The sequence below is a fragment of the Veronia pacifica genome (assembly GCF_001707825.1).
GTDB classification, from domain to species: domain Bacteria; phylum Pseudomonadota; class Gammaproteobacteria; order Enterobacterales; family Vibrionaceae; genus Veronia; species Veronia pacifica.
In genome coordinates this window covers 64,341-82,761 of sequence record NZ_LYBM01000022.1, presented here as the reverse complement: position 1 = coordinate 82,761, position 18,421 = coordinate 64,341, and the positions used below count along the sequence as shown (strand labels likewise).

At 46.2% G+C, this 18,421-nt stretch carries 16 protein-coding genes; 4 read left to right on the top strand and 12 right to left on the bottom strand.

What is annotated here, in order from left to right:
• Positions 1–50 precede the first annotated feature (50 nt).
• The 8 genes from A8L45_RS12840 to xerD form a co-directional block, all read right to left on the bottom strand.
• Positions 51–302: a hypothetical protein gene (locus tag A8L45_RS12840; RefSeq protein ID WP_068902870.1), complete on the bottom strand. Its 252-nt coding sequence runs from the start codon at positions 300–302 to the stop codon at positions 51–53.
• A 51-nt stretch (positions 303–353) separates the two neighbouring features.
• The gene (locus tag A8L45_RS12835) at positions 354–599 is read right to left on the bottom strand and encodes a hypothetical protein (RefSeq protein WP_068902868.1); all 246 of its coding nucleotides are present in this window, start codon (positions 597–599) and stop codon (positions 354–356) included.
• A 542-nt stretch (positions 600–1,141) separates the two neighbouring features.
• Complete coding sequence (locus A8L45_RS12830; protein ID WP_068902866.1) at positions 1,142–2,476, bottom strand: sigma-54-dependent transcriptional regulator; 1,335 nt, start codon at positions 2,474–2,476, stop codon at positions 1,142–1,144.
• An 843-nt stretch (positions 2,477–3,319) separates the two neighbouring features.
• The gene (lysS, locus tag A8L45_RS12825; RefSeq protein ID WP_068902865.1) at positions 3,320–4,828 is read right to left on the bottom strand and encodes a lysine--tRNA ligase; all 1,509 of its coding nucleotides are present in this window, start codon (positions 4,826–4,828) and stop codon (positions 3,320–3,322) included.
• 26 nt (positions 4,829–4,854) lie between these two features.
• A protein-coding gene (prfB, locus tag A8L45_RS12820) for a peptide chain release factor 2 (RefSeq protein ID WP_139122379.1) occupies positions 4,855–5,953 on the bottom strand; the annotation gives its coding sequence in 2 pieces (ribosomal slippage) (positions 4,855–5,877 and positions 5,879–5,953; 1,098 coding nt in all).
• 229 nt (positions 5,954–6,182) lie between these two features.
• The gene (recJ, locus tag A8L45_RS12815) at positions 6,183–7,910 is read right to left on the bottom strand and encodes a single-stranded-DNA-specific exonuclease RecJ (protein WP_068902863.1); all 1,728 of its coding nucleotides are present in this window, start codon (positions 7,908–7,910) and stop codon (positions 6,183–6,185) included.
• Between the two features lie 192 nt (positions 7,911–8,102).
• Entirely contained in the window at positions 8,103–8,840 is a 738-nt protein-coding gene (gene dsbC / locus A8L45_RS12810) for a bifunctional protein-disulfide isomerase/oxidoreductase DsbC (RefSeq protein ID WP_068902861.1), read from the bottom strand.
• Between the two features lie 109 nt (positions 8,841–8,949).
• Positions 8,950–9,846, bottom strand: coding sequence for a site-specific tyrosine recombinase XerD (gene xerD / locus A8L45_RS12805; protein WP_068902859.1), 897 nt, complete (start codon positions 9,844–9,846; stop codon positions 8,950–8,952).
• A gap of 144 nt (positions 9,847–9,990) precedes the next feature.
• Here xerD and fldB point away from each other — a divergent pair, with 144 nt between their 5' ends.
• The gene (fldB, locus tag A8L45_RS12800) at positions 9,991–10,509 is read left to right on the top strand and encodes a flavodoxin FldB (protein ID WP_068902858.1); all 519 of its coding nucleotides are present in this window, start codon (positions 9,991–9,993) and stop codon (positions 10,507–10,509) included.
• 45 nt (positions 10,510–10,554) lie between these two features.
• Here the strand turns inward: fldB and brnQ are convergent, their stop codons facing one another.
• Complete coding sequence (gene brnQ / locus A8L45_RS12795; RefSeq protein WP_083228329.1) at positions 10,555–11,859, bottom strand: branched-chain amino acid transport system II carrier protein; 1,305 nt, start codon at positions 11,857–11,859, stop codon at positions 10,555–10,557.
• A 275-nt stretch (positions 11,860–12,134) separates the two neighbouring features.
• On the opposite strand from brnQ, the gene A8L45_RS12790 reads away from it, so the two are divergent.
• Positions 12,135–12,839, top strand: coding sequence for a tRNA1(Val) (adenine(37)-N6)-methyltransferase (locus A8L45_RS12790; protein WP_068902878.1), 705 nt, complete (start codon positions 12,135–12,137; stop codon positions 12,837–12,839).
• A 229-nt stretch (positions 12,840–13,068) separates the two neighbouring features.
• Positions 13,069–14,319, top strand: coding sequence for an ATP-dependent RNA helicase SrmB (gene srmB / locus A8L45_RS12785; protein WP_068902856.1), 1,251 nt, complete (start codon positions 13,069–13,071; stop codon positions 14,317–14,319).
• An 89-nt stretch (positions 14,320–14,408) separates the two neighbouring features.
• Here the strand turns inward: srmB and yaaA are convergent, their stop codons facing one another.
• Both yaaA and A8L45_RS12775 read right to left on the bottom strand, forming a co-directional pair.
• Positions 14,409–15,182 carry a peroxide stress protein YaaA gene (gene yaaA, locus A8L45_RS12780; RefSeq protein WP_068902855.1) on the bottom strand — a complete coding sequence of 258 codons (774 nt, stop codon included), beginning with the start codon at positions 15,180–15,182 and terminating at the stop codon, positions 14,409–14,411.
• A 116-nt stretch (positions 15,183–15,298) separates the two neighbouring features.
• Positions 15,299–16,726, bottom strand: a complete 1,428-nt coding sequence (locus A8L45_RS12775) for an alanine/glycine:cation symporter family protein (RefSeq protein ID WP_068902853.1) — start codon at positions 16,724–16,726, stop codon at positions 15,299–15,301.
• Positions 16,727–17,354: 628 nt separating this feature from the next.
• Here A8L45_RS12775 and A8L45_RS12770 point away from each other — a divergent pair.
• Complete coding sequence (locus tag A8L45_RS12770; protein WP_068902851.1) at positions 17,355–17,537, top strand: DUF3545 family protein; 183 nt, start codon at positions 17,355–17,357, stop codon at positions 17,535–17,537.
• 109 nt (positions 17,538–17,646) lie between these two features.
• On the opposite strand, the gene ung is transcribed toward A8L45_RS12770, so the two are convergent.
• Positions 17,647–18,321: a uracil-DNA glycosylase gene (ung, locus tag A8L45_RS12765; RefSeq protein WP_068902848.1), complete on the bottom strand. Its 675-nt coding sequence runs from the start codon at positions 18,319–18,321 to the stop codon at positions 17,647–17,649.
• Between the last annotated feature and the right edge of the window lie 100 nt (positions 18,322–18,421).

The following is an 18,421-nucleotide window of genomic DNA, read 5'->3' as shown; positions in this document are numbered from 1 at the left end:
TTAAACACTTTCAGAAAGACATAAAAAAAGCGCCTAAGGCGCTTTTTTTATTAACTTGCCGTTTTTAGCAACAGTGTAAGCCGGATATCATCAGCATGTCGTTTTGCTTTGATTTTAGTACTCTCATCCGGCCGGTGACAAAAGCCTTCGTCATCAAAGCCAATATCTTTAAGGATACTGGCAGGCATCGCCATCCGTTCCTGAGATGTCATATGCAGCGCTTTTTTCTTTGCCAAAATTTCGAGCTCAATATCCCACTTGAGTAATAATGTTGCCAGACGAGTCAATATAGATTCATTCATAATATTTTTACCTCTAGTCGGCAGGCTCCCTATCTTGCCGGAGCCTGAATGTCACGTAATGAGGTTCAACCTTAGCCTTCGTCGTAGACGAGAGACTTCGCGTCTTGCGGAAAAATCAGCAGATGGGACTGGACGGTTACTCCCTCCGTCGGGACGTAGACCGATATCCTGCATCATATGTGCTGTTAGGCCATCTAGCTGAAAATAGACAGGCACTTTTTCCCTGCTGTGGCGTCTTTGCTCGATATAGTGATCGAGACGGACCAGTGCAGTAGCGGCGTATAGGAAAATATTCATGTTTCTCTCCTGTTGGTTTTACATTACCGGGAGAGATACCTGTTGAATGGTAAGTTTTTAAAGCCTACCGCGGTATGTCTCCGCGGCCAGATAAGTGAGCGACGGATGAATTTACTGTTGATCTTGCTTGTTCAAAGATCCATAACAGAGGTTTGTCGGTGATAGTGTGTATTCAATGTTGTTCATCACGAACCTCCTTAAGTAAATTCATCTTTTTGTAGAATTGAGCATATTATTCCGTAACACCCCTTTATTTTCAATTGGTTATTGTTAACAGAGTAATATTTAGGTTTAAAACCTAGTAACATGTAAAAAGGCGATATTATATTCAAAAATGATAAGATGACTTCTTTTTAAGACAGACGAATAGGCTATTATTTAGTCAGCTGAAAATTATTTATCCCTGAAAAAAGACTGTTAATATCAGCAACTCTTACTGCTTCTGCATTTTAAACAGCTGGTACTACATCCATCTTCAGTAAAATGCTAGATAACAAAAAGGCCACCTTAGGTGACCTTTAGAATGAGCAGACATTTATGCCTTATCGAAAACTTCTCGGTGCTGGTATCAAGCTATGTTTGTTGAGTAAGCGATACATAGTTGCTCGAGATACGCCCAACTCTTTTGCCGCCGCCGATACTTGACCATTATTACTCTCAAGTACCGCCAACAGTGCGTCACGCTCAGATTCCTCACGTATTTTACGCAGGCTCTGCTTGTAATCACCCTGACGAGGTAGGTCAAGATGCTCCGCCTCGATAACCAGGTTATCAGCCAGAAGCACTGCACGTTTCACTTGGTTGATTAGCTCCCGAACATTACCCGGCCAGCTGTAGTTGGTAAGGATCTTATTGGCTTCTTCAGAGAAGGTTCGAGCTTGCGTGTTGTATTGGCGAGCAAACTTGAGGAGGAAATGTTCAGCAAGTTCTGGAATGTCGGAGCCGCGCTCTTTGAGTGATGGAACAGAAATACGCAATACATTCAATCTGAAGAAAAGATCTTCGCGGAATTGCCCCTCTGCAACAGCTTTTTCAAGATCCATATGAGTGGCTGCAATAATTCTGACATCCAACTCTTTTGAGTACATATCATCATGAGATTCCACTGTGCCATCCTGAAGCAGATGTAACAGATGCGCTTGTAGACTAAGCGGTAAATCCCCGATCTCATCAAGGAACAAGGTACCCTGGTGTGCCTGAGCCACTTTTCCGTCAGTATTTCCGTCACCGAACAACTCGCCCTGAATCAGCTTCTCTGGTAAAGCACTGCATTTCACCGATACAAAAGGACCTTTTGCACGAGTTGATGCATTGTGAATGGCCATTCCGACCAGTTCTTTACCCGTACCACTCTCGCCGTTGATAAGAACAGACACATCAGTGGGTGCGACGCGACGAACCTGATCGCGCAATTTTTTCATACTGGTCGTTTTACCGAGTAAGCCCATGTCACTGTGGTCACCGAGTTGTGGCCAGACATGTCTCTCAAGTTTCAACATGCCAAGCTGGTGACCGATGGTACTCATAAACTGTGTGTCAGGAATAGGAGAAGTGAAGTAATCGATACAGAAGCTGACAATAAACTGACATATGGCATCGTTCTTAAGCTGATCCTCTCTTATGAGAGCCAGCCACCGAACCTGTTTGTTTCGGTTAACCAGTGAGGCAACACCGTTGAGACTGAAGTCATCATGACTGATATCAACGACACCAATACAAGGACCTATATCCTGAAGTAAAGCCTGAGCGGCGCGTAAATCATAACAACGGTGACAACGCCACCCTGCCTGCTCCAAAGTAGCTAACCAGGGCTCGTAGGTTCCACCGACTACAACCAAAGAACTTGGTACTGATTCTGATCTAAATTGCATACCCATAACAGTCTGACCCTTTTTACCTTATATTATTCCGTTAAGTGCGCTGTTTAATTGTTGAGTATCATTATACTTATCAGCGACAGCTGTCTCGTCTCATAGTTGAAACAAAACTTAATTAAGTGTCTATTTCGACCAGAAAACAACACAGAAAAATAACGTATAACAATTAGCACTTAAATAATAACTTCGGTAAAGACCAATAATTTTCAATTACTTGCCTCTTATTAGAATAATTATATTGTCAAACAAATTAACCATTTCATGTGGCTATTCTAATATCGAGATAGTAGGAAAATTTTTAACATTAGTTATTAAATAGTAGACCAGAGTAAAGTTATTAAAGGTTTCAGTGATTTCTTAACAAGACATATATGTTTGAAACGAATCACTTGATTCAGCATTAAGGCGAGGAAGTCTCTGTCAGCGCCCATCCATGTTTAAGCTGAGACAGGTGTTCAGGTGATTTTTAAACCAACTGAAGTCAGACAGATGCCATTCCATTCAGAATACTATTAAAATCAAATATTAATATCTTTTTCAAGTGATAATATAATCCATGCAATTTGTATCAGTTTAGACACGCAAATATATTCCTCAATTAATTTAGTTAGTTAGACATAAAAATATGCTGACAGTCGTAAATTAGGCTGAGAGGGAAATAATCTATATTTCGATAATGGTCACACTTGGCTAGCGAGGGAATATTTATCCTTCGTATAAACCAAATGCATAAAGCAGTGATAAGGATTAAGATTTTTTGACGATTTTGTTATTTCAAATAATGTAAGAAAATAAAAAAAGCACTGGATAACCAGTGCTTTTTTTCTACAAATTATTGACTAATCAGCCATTATTCTGTGGACGCATCGCTGGGAACAAAATTACGTCACGGATAGTCTGGGTATTAGTGAATAGCATGACCAGACGGTCGATACCAATGCCCTGACCCGCCGTTGGTGGCAAACCATGCTCCAGTGCACGGATATAATCCGCATCGTAGAACATCGCTTCGTCATCGCCCGCATCTTTGGCATTCACCTGTGCTTTAAAACGGTTGTCCTGATCTTCTGCATCATTGAGCTCAGAGAAACCATTAGCCACTTCACGACCACCGACGAAGAACTCAAATCGGTCAGTAATGAAAGGGTTGTCGTCATTACGACGAGCCAGAGGCGAAATGTCCGCTGGGTATTCGGTAATAAACGTCGGCTGGATCAGCTTTGGTTCTGCCGTTTCGCCAAAGATCTCTTCCAGCAACTGACCGCAGTTCCAGAATTTCTCGACATAAATACCCAGCTCTTCAGCAATACCCGCCATCAACTCACGATCCTGCACACTGTCATAAGTCAGCGCCTGAATCTTGTCGTTACCTGGGTTGTACTCTTTTATTGCATCTAACATGCTGAGGCGCGGATAAGGACCGCCAAAGTCAACCTGCTCGTCACCGTATGGCATGACCGATGCACCCAGCACCTGCTGAGAAACGCTGCTCAGCATTTCTTCAGTCAGATCCATCAGATCGCGGTAATCAGCATACGCCATATAGAATTCCATCATGGTGAATTCAGGGTTATGACGGGTAGACAGACCTTCGTTACGGAAGTTTCGGTTAATTTCGAATACACGCTCAAAACCACCTACAACCAGACGCTTAAGATAAAGCTCTGGTGCAATACGCAAGTACATATCAATGTCCAGCGCGTTGTGGTGAGTGATGAACGGACGCGCTGATGCACCACCAGGAATGGTTTGCATCATCGGCGTTTCTACTTCCATAAACCCTTTTTCGGTCATGAAGCTACGGATCGCCTGTACCACTTTGGAGCGAACAATAAAGGCATTACGTGAATCATCGTTCACAATCAAGTCAACATAACGCTGACGGTAACGCTGCTCCTGATCAGCCAGACCATGGAATTTTTCTGGTAACGGGCGCAGTGCTTTAGTCAACAACTGGAACGTTTCCATATTCACGTAAAGGTCGCCTTTACCTGATTTGTGCAGAGCACCTTTCACGCCGATGATGTCGCCAATATCAAGACCTTGATATTGCTCTTTCAGCGCTTTCTGAACGTCTTTTGCTGCATACGACTGGATACGTCCAGTCACATCTTGCAGTACCAGGAATGGACCACGCTTAGCCATGATACGGCCAGCAACACTTACCTCATGGTTAAGTTCTGCCAGCTCTTCTTTGGTTTTCTCGCCAAATTCAGCCTGCAGGTCAGCTGCTTTATGTTCACGACGAAAGTCATTCGGATGGCCGTTCGCTTTGCAGTGCTGGCGAATATGGTTCAGTTTTGCACGACGCTCCGCAATCAGCTTGTTTTCGTCTTGTAACTGGTCAGTCATAATGAACCTTAAAATAAACGTGGGTTTTACAAACCAGACTTCAGGCTGGCTTCAATGAATCGGTCGAGGTCACCGTCTAACACAGCTTGGGTGTTACGGTTTTCAACCCCGGTACGTAGATCTTTAATTCTTGAGTCATCAAGGACATAAGAACGTATCTGGCTTCCCCAGCCGATATCAGACTTGGCATCTTCATTTGCTTGCTTTTCAGCATTCTGTTTTTGAAGTTCCAGCTCAAACAGTTTTGCGCGCAACTGCTTCATCGCCTGATCTTTGTTCTTATGCTGACTGCGGTCATTCTGACACTGCACTACAGTGTTCGTCGGCACGTGGGTAATACGTACCGCAGATTCCGTGGTGTTTACGTGCTGACCACCAGCGCCGGACGCTCGGTAAACGTCGATACGCAAATCAGACGGATTGATATCAATATCGATATTTTCATCTACTTCCGGGTAGATGAAGGCTGACGCAAAGGAAGTATGACGACGGCCGCCAGAATCGAAAGGTGACTTACGAACCAGACGATGAACGCCAGTCTCTGTACGCAACCAACCGTAGGCATACTCACCGCTGATACGAACAGTAGCAGATTTAAGCCCGGCAACATCACCTTCAGACACTTCAATCACTTCGCTCTTGAAGCCTTTGGCATCAGACCAGCGCAGATACATGCGCAGCATCATCGAAGTCCAGTCCTGAGCCTCAGTACCACCTGATCCTGCTTGCAGGTCTATGTAGCAATCTGAGGGATCATGGTCGCCAGCGAACATACGGCGGAACTCCAGCTTTTCAAGCTTGACTTCGAGATCAGCAAGTTCAGGTTCGATTTCATCGAAGGTATCCTGATCGCCTTCCTCTACCGCGAGTTCCAATAGCTCAGATACGTATTCTCCACCCTGATCTAACTGGTCGATAGTCTCAACAACAGCTTCCAAGGCCGCACGCTCTTTTCCAAGAGCCTGTGCTCGCTCTGGCTCACTCCAGACATCTGGCTGTTCAAGTTCTGCGTTTACTTCTTCAAGACGCTCTTTTTTGGCGTCATAGTCAAAGATACCCCCGAAGGACATCAGTGCGCTCGGCAATGTCCGTCAGACGGTTTTTTATCGGATTGATTTCAAACATGGTCACTTTCTAAATCAGAATGAAATGGATACCTGAAACGGTACAAACTGTGAATTTTAACGAATTGTGTGGACAATAAACAGAGTGTGATGCCGTTCAAAGGCTTTTTTTTCACCAGCGCCGTTCAAAAGGGCGATAGGTAGAAATCGAGGGCGATTATGCGAGTAGAAAAGTCATATACAAACGCGCCGGAATATCAGCGCGTTTGAAGAAATATGAATGGTCTTGGCTAAACAGCTGAGAGATGCTCCACCATTAACTGGAGTGAACGGTTACCTCGGAACTCGTTGACATCAAGACGATAAGCCAACTCTACCATTTTGACCGATGGGTCAGGCCAGCGTCCTACATCAATATTAAATGCGATAGCATCGACCATTTGACCGCCCAGCGCGGGCTCAACCATTAGCTTAAGGTGTTTCCCGCCAACCAGTCTTTGATTGAGCACTTTGAATTTGCCATCAAATAACGGCTCAGCAAATCCTTGTCCCCAAGGGCCCCCTGCTCGCAATACCTCTGCCATATCCAGATTCAGTTCAGTCGCCATCAACTCACCATCAGACAGCAAAATACCCTTGAGAGCATCTTCATCAAGCTCATTTTTCACTGCATCATCAAACAGCTGACAGAAACGTCTGAAGTCGTTTTCATCAATGGTGAGGCCCGCTGCCATAGCATGACCACCGAATTTCTTGATTAAGCCGGGATTCTGAGTATCAATCAAATCCAGGGTGTCACGCATATGTAAACCAGGAATTGAGCGAGCAGAACCCTTAATAGTCCCTTCCCCACCATCAGCAAATGCAATGACGGGGCGGTGAAATTTATCTTTGATCCGAGAGGCTAGAATCCCTATTACTCCCTGATGCCACTCACGCTGGAAAAGCGCGAGACCATAAGGTAGTGCATTTCCCTCACCAAACTGCAGGCGTTCACAAATTGCGATCGCTTCCTCTTTCATCCCTTGCTCAATTTCTTTGCGGGTCTGGTTGAGTGCATCCAGTTCAGATGCCATCTGCCTAGCGGCAGGCAAATGCTGACACAACAAAAGCTCGACACCGAAAGACATATCATCAAGTCGCCCAGCCGCATTAATTCTCGGCCCAAGAGCAAATCCGAAATCACTGGCAACCAAAGTGGATGCATTACGGTTTGCCACCTCAATCAAAGCCTGAATCCCCGGCCGACATTTACCCGCTCTGATCCTCATCAGCCCTTGATGGACAAGGATCCGGTTATTACGGTCAAGTGCTACCACATCCGCGACGGTACCTAGTGCAACCAGATCCAGTAATTCAGCCAGATTTGGCTCATTCAGTGCCTGACGGGCAAACCATCCTGTCTCTCGTAAATGGGCTCGCAGGGCAAGCATCAGATAAAAAGCCACGCCGACACCTGCCAACGATTTTGACGGGAAACCGCATTCGTTGAGGTTTGGATTGACTATGGCATCCGCATTGGGAAGTAAATCCCCGGGTAAGTGATGGTCTGTCACCAATACCCTCATGCCCAATGCCTTCGCGGCCGCTACGCCATCAATAGACGACACACCATTGTCCACAGTCATGATCATTTCAGCGCCTTTAGCGGCTGCCTGATCAACTACATCAGGGCTCAGACCATAACCGTCCTCAAAACGGTTTGGTACCAGATAATCTACATTACTGCAGCCAAGCATACGCAGGGCTGTGACAGACAACGCCGAGCTGGTTGCACCATCGGCATCGAAATCGCCGACAATAATGATTCTCTGCCCCTTCTCCATCGCATTCGCAAGCAGTGACACCGCATTTTCAATCCCGAAAAGCTGTTGGAAGTTCAGCAAGCCTCGGGCACCCCGCTCAAGATCTGCATCACTGGTTACGCCGCGATTAGCGTAAATACGCTGCAAAATACTGGGAATAGTGTCAGGAAAAGAGGCATTCTCTGCCGCTTTGCGGCGTTTAATTTCAATCATGGTCTTTGGCCGGGAAGGGAGGTAGTAAGAAAGTATTACAAGTTATTCTGCCGCGCAGCGTGATAAAGCACAATCATCATGACCGTATTTTGCTGACGCGTTTCTCATACAAGGTCAGTACGAAAAAACGATAACGAAAGATAGTATGGATGACGTTAAAAGCAGCAATGAGCTGGCTTTCAATCATGGTTATCAGCTGTGGCTTTCCAGCGCTTGCAGTAGCTGCCTTGGTGGCAAATAACCTGACATCAGGGTGCCATCTTCAAGAAGAAGTGCCGGCGTACCCGTCACACCTACAGCACCACCCAGAGCCAAATGACGCTTGACGAGATCATCACACTGATTGCTGGTTTTGTTGAACTGGTGACGCTTGGCCTTATCCATTGCGTCAGAGCGATCTTTCTCGCACCAAATAGCACTCATCTGAGGGAAGTTAGGTGCCTGTGGGCCAGAGCGGGGGTAAGCAAGATAACGAATGGTGATCCCAAGGTCATTGTACTCTTTCATCTGGCTATGAAGCTTGGCACAGTAACCGCAACTGGTGTCAGTGAAGACAGTCACCACGTATTTCTCATTTTTTGCCGGGTAAACGATCATTTCTTTATCAACGTTCGCTTTGGCAAAAATCGCCTTATTTCTCTTGGCTTTGGCTTGTTCAGTCAGATTGATTGAATCTGTATCCGTGGTGTGAATCATGCTGCCGTAGATAAAATACGAGCCGTCTTGGTTGGCGTAAAGCACACCATCCTGAGTGACAACTTCATATAAGCCTTTAAGCGGACTTGATTCAATGCTCTCGACATTCAAACGATATCGTTCAAGTACCTTCTTAATTGCCTGCTCATTTGGGCCGGTTTCGTCAGCATTAGCCACTGACGCCAGTGTCGCTGCAGCAATCAGCGCAGCAGTGATTAATCGTTTTATCATCATTTTCCTGTAATCCAAGTTAAACCTGAGCCCGGAGCAGCCTGCAACTCAGTCTTCTAATACCCCACCAGTCTCAAAGACACACTGGCCTTTTGGTGCAAAAACCTCGCTATTATGCCCGAGGATGATGCTCCTGATGCAACTGTTTTAATCTTTCTGTTGCAACATGGGTATAAATTTGTGTTGTTGACAGGTCACTGTGTCCCAACAGCATTTGTACGACTCGCAAATCAGCACCATGGTTCAATAGGTGAGTCGCAAAAGCATGGCGGAGCACATGGGGAGACAGCTGATCATGGTCGATTCCCGCGACAGTGGCATAAAACTTCAAGCGATGCCAGAATGTCTGGCGGGTCATTTGCCTGCCCCGACGACTCGGAAAAAATACATCCGTAGTTTGCTCACCCACCAAAGATGACCGACTTTTTTCCAAATAAGCTTCAAGCCAATCAATCGCGGCCTCTCCCATTGGTACCAGCCGCTCTTTGCCGCCTTTACCAACCACCCGCACCACGCCCTGTCGTAAGCTGACATTCTCAGTAGTAAGGCTAACCAACTCTGTCACCCTAAGCCCTGTCGCGTACAAGAGCTCCATCATCGCCTTATCGCGCAGTTCAATGGGATCTTCAACATTAGGGGCCGACAGTAAATCGTCAACCTGTTGTTCAGACAAATCCTTCGGCAGCCTTTTGGGCAATTTAGGGCTGATAAGCGTGGCTGTCGGGTCATCCTCACGCAGTTTTTCGCGGTACAAATACTGAAAAAGACGGCGTATCGCAGACAACATCCGGGCCCGGCTGGTTTGCTTGTAATCCTGATCGAACAGCCAGTACTGATAGTTTTGTAGAGCTTCAGAACCCACTTCCGTCAAAGACATGGATGATGTCTCAAGCCACTGGCAGAGTTTCAGCAAATCATTCCGGTACGAAGCAAGAGTATTTTCAGACAAGCCCCGCTCCATCCACATGGCATCGAGAAACTGCTCGACCTGTGCCATATTTTGTTCCATTTTTTACTCACTTAGCCCGCTTTACTGTGTCATTGACACGTTACCGTGAAGAATAATAAAAGCAAGCCTCTCAAAATTGGAATCACTGGTCGAAGTTCCATAGAGAGGGTAAAATCTGCCCATCAGAACAAAATGGGAAACATGATGAAAATAGGCCTGTTTTACGGCTCGTCCACTTGTTACACCGAGATGGCTGCTGAAAAAATTCGTGACATTCTGGGCGATGACCTGATTGATGTTCACAACATCAAAGATACTCCGGTCAATGTGATGAACGACTATGACCTGCTGATGCTGGGTATCTCAACCTGGGACTTTGGTGAAATTCAGGAAGACTGGGAAGCTGTATGGCAGCAGTTAGAAGGGCTCAAGCTGGAAGGCAAAGTTGCGGCGATGTTTGGCCTTGGCGACCAAGAAGGCTATGCCGAGTGGTATCTGGATGCAATGGGAATGCTGCACGATCAATTATTGCCGACCGGCCTGCATTTTATCGGCTACTGGCCCAACGAGGGGTATACCTTTGAAGCATCAAAGGCTCTGACAGAAGACAAGAAACATTTTGTGGGTCTTGCACTTGATGAGGACAGTCAGTACGAACTCAGCGATGAGCGCATTGCGACCTGGTGTGAACAGGTCATGCTGGAATATCAGGAAATGTTATAAAAAAAACCACCGCATGCGTGGTTTTTTGTTTCAGCTCGGCGTCAATTAAGAGTGAACAGTATTCGCTTCTACACGACCGACAAACTTCATCGCCACCAGCGTCAGCGTGGTAGGAATCAACCAAGCCATACCAAAGTCGAACAAAGGCAGGCTGCTGAGTGCTGACATATCAAGTCCCGCGACTTTCGCGGCATCAATCAGGGCAAAGACCAGAGATACGCCCAATACGGTTCGAAAAGCCAGTGCAGGATTAGGCATGAAGCGACGTAGCAGTGTCATTGCAATTAAAACAATAGCGACAGGGTACAAGGCGAAAAGCACAGGAATAGAGACTGAGATCAACTGAGTCAGACCAACATTTGCCACCACGGCACAAGTTACCGACATCACGACAACCCATGCTTTGTAGCTGAAACGGGTCAGCGAGCTGAAGTAATCCGCACAGGCTGACACCAGACCAATAACGGTAGTCAGACACGCCAGCACGATGATCACAGACAGAATAACCTGTCCCGCCGGACCAAACAGCGCAAGCACATAGCTAGCCAGAATCTCACCGCCGTTCGTTGCACCGTTTGCCACTGTCGACGCCGTTGCACCAAGGTAGAACAGTGAAATATAGACAAAAGCCAGTCCAGCTGCTGCGATAACACCTGCCATGATCAGGTACTTGCACGTATCAACATCTGACTCGACACCTTTTTTACGGATGACATCGACAATCAACATACCAAACATCAGTGCCGCGAAGGTATCCATGGTGTTATAACCTTCAAGGAATCCTTTAGTAAATGCTTGGTCGACATAATCACCTTGCGCTGCGACAATCTCGCCCTGTGGTGAAACCATGACCGCGATAGCCAGTATTGCCAGTGCAGCGAACAATGCAGGTGTCAGGAACTTACCAATCGTGTCAATCAGTTTGCCCTGAGACAGTGAAAACAGCATAGCGATCGCGAAAAAGACAATAGAGAACAGAGTGAGTTCAAGCTGATCAGGTGCTGTAAGGAAAGGTTTAAAGCCCATTTCATAAGCAACTAAACCGGCACGGGGCGCTGCAAATGCAGGGCCAATGATGATAAATATCAGTACTGCCATCATGGTAGCAACTGATTTTGGCAGATCACGGGTAAGACCGTTCCAGCCGCCCCCGGCAACCGCAACCGCGACGATACCAATCAGTGGTAAACCGACGGCAGTTAACAAAAATCCGAGCATGGCAGTAAGAGTGTGTTCTCCAGCCATTAATCCGGCTTGAGGAGGAAATATGATGTTGCCAGCACCGAGGAAGAAAGCAAAGGTCATAAAACCTAGCGCCAGTATATCACTGGCCTTCAATGTCTTTTTCACGGGGAACCTACTTGTTGTGTTTACATTTTTGGTGAGAGGATCCGAATTGTTAGATTATTTTGTTTTCGGATCGCATTTTTTATGAATGATGAATAAATTCTGTTTCAGTTACAATAGATAAACAAAAAACAGTTAATAAAACCATTTTTTTACAAAAAAGCAGTTCACTAAACTTAAAATTTAATTTTAATTAGATTAATTAGGTGTTTTTTTGAACAGTGAAAAAGTGATAATAAGTGGGTCATAAAGATCAACCACACAAAAAAGAGAACAAAATGGGTAAACGCTTTCAATTTAAACAATTCGTGGTTGATGACTTTTCCTGTGGTATGCCTGTGAGCACCGACGGTGTCATGCTGGGTGCTTGGGCCGGAAACAAAAAAGGTCAGAATATTCTGGATATTGGCTGTGGAACCGGTCTGTTGTCTTTGATGATGGCTCAGCGCTTTCCCAGCCATCGCCTGACCGCAGTAGATATCGAACCGCAGGCTGTTAAAGCCGCCAGTGAGAATGCCGTTAACAGCCCTTGGGCGGAGCGCATTACAATTCTTCATCAAGATATCAGAGAGTGGGAACCCGCAGAGAGATTCGACTGCATCGTTTGCAACCCTCCCTATTTCAACAGCGGGGAAACGTCTGCCAACGACCGACGGGCAAAAGCACGACATAGTCACAATCTTCCTCACAATGAATTACTTGAACGCGTATCAGCTCTGCTCAGTGAACATGGCGAGGCCCATTTCATCCTACCCGCAGCAGAAGCAGAGACATTTGTTGACAGTGCTCCTTCGTATGGCCTCTTTACAAGCCGAAAACTTCTGGTCAAAGCTACGGTACAAAAACCTGTTTCGCGCTGGCTTTTCACCCTCGATAAACATCCGGATTCATCATATTCAGAGCACACTATGGTGATCCACGATCAGGGCAAATACAGTGAGGAATTCATCGCTCTCACACGCAATTTTTATCTCAAGATGTGAAAACTCACCGAGATATACCAGCGTCAAACAGGTGGCAGTAAAAAAACAGACAATACATTTTCAGCTCGGAAGCGCGCTCTACTCATCATAATTCTCTTTTTACATTCAAAATAACATCGCTATCTACTGACAGTGAACGAGATAAAGGCAGTTAATCTTGCCGAAACCTGCACCTGTAAGAAGTTTGGGTATATAATGCCGCCCCTGACTTTGAGTGGAGAATATACGCGTGCGAACTTTTGCTGAACTGGATTTGGATCCTCAACTGCTTCAAGCCATTGATGAAATCGGTTTTGAGCGACCTACTGTGATCCAGGCTGGCGTGATCCCTCATGGCATGGATGGCCGGGATATTTTAGCTTCAGCCCCGACAGGGACGGGTAAAACTGCAGCTTTTTTGCTGCCAGTACTGCAACACCTTCTTGATTTCCCCCGTACACGTCCGGGTCCGGCACGCGTTCTCATTCTGACTCCAACCCGTGAGCTGGCAATTCAGGTCGCAGATCAGGCAAGGTCGCTGGCGAAATATACCGATTTGAAAGTTTTCACTATCACTGGTGGTATCTCCTATCAGGAGCACGCAGAGATCCTTGGGAAAACGCAAGACATTGTTGTCGCCACACCTGGACGTCTGATGGAGTACATCGAAGCAGAGCGTTTTGACTGCCGTGCCATTGAAAGTCTGGTACTTGATGAAGCAGACCGTATGCTCGATATGGGCTTTGCTGGTGCGGTTGATAAATTATCTGAAGAATGTCGCTGGCGTAAACAGAGTATGTTGTTCTCTGCGACACTTGAAGGTCGCGGTGTTAAAGGATTCAAAGCGGGTCTGCTTAATGATCCGGTTGAAGTTAACGCCGAGCCACCGCGTCGGGAACGTAAAAAAATCACTCAGTGGTACCACAGGTGTGATGATCTGGCGCACAAGCATGCGCTGCTGAATACTATTCTGACAGAGCAATCAGAGCGGGCCATTGTATTTGTGAAAACCCGCGAGCGACTGGCAGCACTGCGAGAAACACTGGATAGCACCAAGGTGAAATGTGCCTGGATTCAGGGTGAAATGGCACAGGCCAAGCGCAACAATGCTATTCGTCGATTTACTGAGGGTGAAGTGAACGTCCTGCTGGCGACAGATGTCGCTGCACGCGGTATCGACGTGCCTGATATCAGCCACGTGATCAACTATGACCTGCCACGAACTGCTGATGTTTACCTCCACCGTATTGGCCGTACGGCCCGTGCCGGTAAGAAAGGTGTCGCGATATCTTTGGTGGAAGCTCATGATCAGCCAATGATGGACCGTATTGGTCGATACATGAAAGAAGACGTTAAAGAGCGCTTTGTGGAAGGTATGAAACCGAAACACAAAAAGCCAGAGTTCAAAAAGAAAAAGAAGAAAGCTGGCAGTAAAAAGACCGTGAAAGGCAAAATTAAGAAAGCGACCAAGCGAGTGGTTAAGCCATCAGGTAAAGCATAAGACCTGACTGAGTTATCCTCACAAACGTAAAAAAGGTTAGTACTCCAGCTAACCTTTTTTTATTGCCAACGTTATATGGGCAATGTCGATCACTGTTCTTCGCGTTTGAAAACCAGTTCTTTGTCACTTGATGCAGATTGATCGAAATAATAACCCGCCACGTCAAATGCCTTGAGCGCCTCAACAGAATCGATACGGTTATCGATAATATATCTCGCCATCATCCCCCTTGCCTTCTTGGCGTAGAAGCTGATCACTTTGTATTGACCGTTTTTACAATCCTTAAAGACCGGAGTAATGATCTTTGCTTTGAGTCCTGCAGGCTTAACTGACTTGAAATATTCGTTGGACGCCAGATTAATCAGAACATCGTCACCTTGCGCATTCAGTGCTTCATTCAACTCGTCAGTGATCAGATTGCCCCAAAACTGGTAAAGGTTACTGCCTCTGTCATTGGTGAGCTTGGTGCCCATTTCAAGGCGATATGGCTGCATCAAGTCCAGTGGACGTAACAGGCCATATAAACCGGACAACATTCTCAAATGATCCTGCGCCCAGTCAAAATCGCTGTCAGAAAGTGTCTCTGCCGCCAAACCAGTATACACGTCACCTTTAAATGCCAGCAGCGCCTGACGAGCGTTTTGCTGAGTAAACTCTGGCTGCCACTCTGCAAAGCGGGCAGCATTGAGGCCTGCAATTTTATCGCTGACTTTCATCAAACTGGAAATATCAGCAGGTGTCAGTTTGCGGCATACATCTATCAGCTCCGCCGAATGTGATGTCATTGTTGGCAAAGTAAACTTTTCGGTCGCCAGTGGCGATTCATAGTCGAGTGTTTTGGCAGGGGACACCACGATCAGCATATTCTATTCCCTTCAGGCAGTAAGCGTTTTATCTTTACAAAAGGTTACCACTGACGCACAAAAAAGCCACACGTTTCGGTGTGGCTTTTTTCTATCATAATCATGGACGAAACCGATTAATGGTTATCTTTATCCCAGATGCCTTTCTCAATTTGGTCGTGCAGTTCGGGATAACGGCGGGCATCAAATGTTGGCACTTTACCCAGTTTTAACTGCTGATTGTAATCCCGGGCGAGTTTGACCACAGTTCCCCCCAGCAGCAGCACAGCAATCATATTGACGATAGCCATCATACCCATGGAGGTGTCTGCCATTATCCAAACCAAAGGCAGGTCAGCCTGAGTACCAAACATCACCATTGCAATCACAAAGACACGGAACAGGTTTATACCCACTTTATGATTGTGTTCTAGGAAAATAAGGTTGGTCTCCGCGTACGAGTAGTTCGCAATAATCGACGTAAAGGCGAAAAAGAATATTGCGATAGCAATGAAGTGACCACCCCAGTCGCCTACCTGGCTCGACAAGGCTCGTTGTGTAAGTTCAATACCCGTAATGTCACTGCCCGGCATGTATTCACCAGATACCAGGATAATCGCGACAGTCGCGCTACAAATAACGATAGTATCAACGAATACACCCAGCATTTGCACATAGCCCTGAGAAGCGGGATGCGGCGGGTATGGCGTTGCACTGGCAGCTGCATTTGGCGCAGACCCCATACCAGCCTCATTAGAAAATAAACCGCGTTTAATACCCTGTACCATGCCCTGAGCAACGGTGTAGCCCAATGCACCAGCACCAGCTTCGTTGATGCCAAACGCACTTTTAACAATGAGTGCAATAATGCCCGGCACTTTTTCGATGTTGGTGAACATCACATAGAAAGCGAGCAACAGGTAAAGGATGGCCATCAGGGGCACAATGATTTCTGCAGTGCGGGCTATTTTTCTCAGGCCGCCAAAAATAACGAACGATGCCATGGCAACCAGCACAATGCCGACATATAGAGGATCCCAGCCAAACGCATTATAAGCCGCATGGCTGATCGAGTTCGCTTGAACAGAATTGAAGACCAAGCCAAATGCAATGATCAGCAGAACGGAGAATACGCACCCCATCCAGCGCATGCCGAGGCCTTTTTCCATGTAATAGGCGGGACCACCACGGAAATTGCCATCATCATCACGGGTCTTGTAAAGCTGAGCCAGAGTACTCTCAGCAAATGCTGTTGCCATTCCCAGCATGGCGATCAGCCACATCCAGAAAATTGCTCCCGGGCCACCTACGGTCAGTGCAACGGCGATACCCGCCATGTTGCCCGTCCCCACTCTCGCTGCAAGGCTGGTGCAGAGTGCTTGGAAAGATGAAATTCCGGCCTTGTCAGACTTACGGCTGCTCTTCATCACTTTGAACATATGTCCAAAATGCCTAAACTGGATAAAACCCAGCCGCACAGTGAAAAGAATCCCGCCGCCGATGAGGAGATAAATGAGCACTGATCCCCAGATCAGATCATTTAAAAAGTTAATAAGACTTACCACGCCTACCTCTCTTTGCGCTTATACATTCCTGTCAGCATAATTGTTTTTGTGACGTAAAATTCAGGCTCGGAAAACAGGGTGAAACCTTGCTTTCGAAAAAGACAGGCATCAAAGCCTTTGACTTACTCTGAGTGCCAAAAGATAAAAATGAGTTTGGCTGTCTTGCCTGGTGCTGACAACAATTCGCGGCAGATGATGCAGTCAGAGTAACCAAAAATCAATAAATAATTGAAATGTTATATCGCTGTTAAACATTTAAATAACACATAAATGCAATCGATTACCAAGAAATGAAATAACAATCTAAATACACTTATGTATCACCTTCCTTAACATGCCCCCTAGGTCATTCATGAAATTGTCATCAGTTTCAGACATTCTACACCAGTCGTGATAGAGGCCTCACTGGGCACTGGGTGGGGGCTGATGGCAGGTGTGTCTTTTTGGTGAATACTGCCGTCAACAAAACACTCAGTTACAGGTTAAAACCTAATCGATCACCTGCTAAATCTGACTTAGGTCTCACTAAAAATTCACCAATGTACAACAAATGAGAAACTATCCGATTTTATTTTCTGTTGGGTTGTGATACTTAATTATCGACCGCTACGGAAAGATGAGGTGAGATATGGAAAGCTTTGCCTTTAATGAAACGATCGAAGTAGAAAAACCACAACGCGGTGGGCGTTCAAAACAAGCAAAAAGAAAATGGAGAGAAATCGAAGCGCTTAAAGACAGGCAACGTCTTCGCAAAGAACTAGAAGACATCGATATGCTTGGGGATTTTACTGACTCAGATTTTGATCTGTAGTTTTTATCATTGCTGCTGCAACCCGGCTCATTTTGTCGGAACCAGCTTACAGGGAAAATCTAAAGGCGCCTAAATGGCGCCTTATTTGTCTCTGAGAAAAGAATAGCTATCAGTCAAGACGAGGTTGCCAGTCGATCTCAGGTAGATTCATTTCAGAAAGTAATTGGTTCGTCGCTGAAAAATGCCCCGAACCGAAAAAGCCGCGATGAGCAGAGAGCGGAGATGGGTGAGGCGCCTCCAAAATATGGTGACGTTTTCTGTCTATCATCCGGCCTTTTTTCCGGGCATGAGCCCCCCAGAGTAGAAAAATTACATTGTCTCTGTGCTCGTTGACCGCTTCAATGACCCTATCGGTAAACGTCTCCCACCCTAGTGGAGCATGCGAGTGTGCATTACCCTGCTCGACAGTGAGGACAGTGTTCAGCAATAGTACCCCCTGATCAGCCCAACTTTTAAGATAACCATGATTAGGTATCTCAAAACCCGATATATCTGTCGCCAGCTCTTTATACACATTAGCCAGTGAGGGAGGCGGCTTAATACCGGGCAAGACAGAGAAGCACAGGCCATGTGCCTGCGAGGGACCGTGATAAGGGTCCTGACCCAGTATCACTACTTTGACGTCTGCAAGCTCGGTATAACGGAAGGCATTAAACACGTCCTCCTTGGGTGGATAAATCACTTTGCCACTGGCTCTTTCGTTGGCAACAAACTCCATCGTTTGTTTAAAGTAATCCTGTTGTTTCTCCTGACCAATTACGTCGTGCCACGTTATTCCCGGCATAAAGGCTATCCCCGATCTAGGTTGAAAGCGCTATTCTAACCAAAAAAACGCATCACAAGCGTCCTGACAACTGCCCTAAAAAGAGAAAACCCGGCATCTG

What these genes read in the sequence shown, in the direction of transcription:
- A8L45_RS12840 (WP_068902870.1), bottom strand. Translation starts at nt 302, where the DNA reads ATGAATGAATCTATATTGACTCGTCTGGCAACATTATTACTCAAGTGG.
- A8L45_RS12835 (WP_068902868.1), bottom strand. Translation starts at nt 599, where the DNA reads ATGAATATTTTCCTATACGCCGCTACTGCACTGGTCCGTCTCGATCAC.
- A8L45_RS12830 (WP_068902866.1), bottom strand. Translation starts at nt 2,476, where the DNA reads ATGGGTATGCAATTTAGATCAGAATCAGTACCAAGTTCTTTGGTTGTA.
- lysS (WP_068902865.1), bottom strand. Translation starts at nt 4,828, where the DNA reads ATGACTGACCAGTTACAAGACGAAAACAAGCTGATTGCGGAGCGTCGT.
- recJ (WP_068902863.1), bottom strand. Translation starts at nt 7,910, where the DNA reads ATGATTGAAATTAAACGCCGCAAAGCGGCAGAGAATGCCTCTTTTCCT.
- dsbC (WP_068902861.1), bottom strand. Translation starts at nt 8,840, where the DNA reads ATGATGATAAAACGATTAATCACTGCTGCGCTGATTGCTGCAGCGACA.
- xerD (WP_068902859.1), bottom strand. Translation starts at nt 9,846, where the DNA reads ATGGAACAAAATATGGCACAGGTCGAGCAGTTTCTCGATGCCATGTGG.
- fldB (WP_068902858.1), top strand. Translation starts at nt 9,991, where the DNA reads ATGAAAATAGGCCTGTTTTACGGCTCGTCCACTTGTTACACCGAGATG.
- A8L45_RS12790 (WP_068902878.1), top strand. Translation starts at nt 12,135, where the DNA reads ATGGGTAAACGCTTTCAATTTAAACAATTCGTGGTTGATGACTTTTCC.
- yaaA (WP_068902855.1), bottom strand. Translation starts at nt 15,182, where the DNA reads ATGCTGATCGTGGTGTCCCCTGCCAAAACACTCGACTATGAATCGCCA.
- A8L45_RS12770 (WP_068902851.1), top strand. Translation starts at nt 17,355, where the DNA reads ATGGAAAGCTTTGCCTTTAATGAAACGATCGAAGTAGAAAAACCACAA.
- ung (WP_068902848.1), bottom strand. Translation starts at nt 18,321, where the DNA reads ATGCCGGGAATAACGTGGCACGACGTAATTGGTCAGGAGAAACAACAG.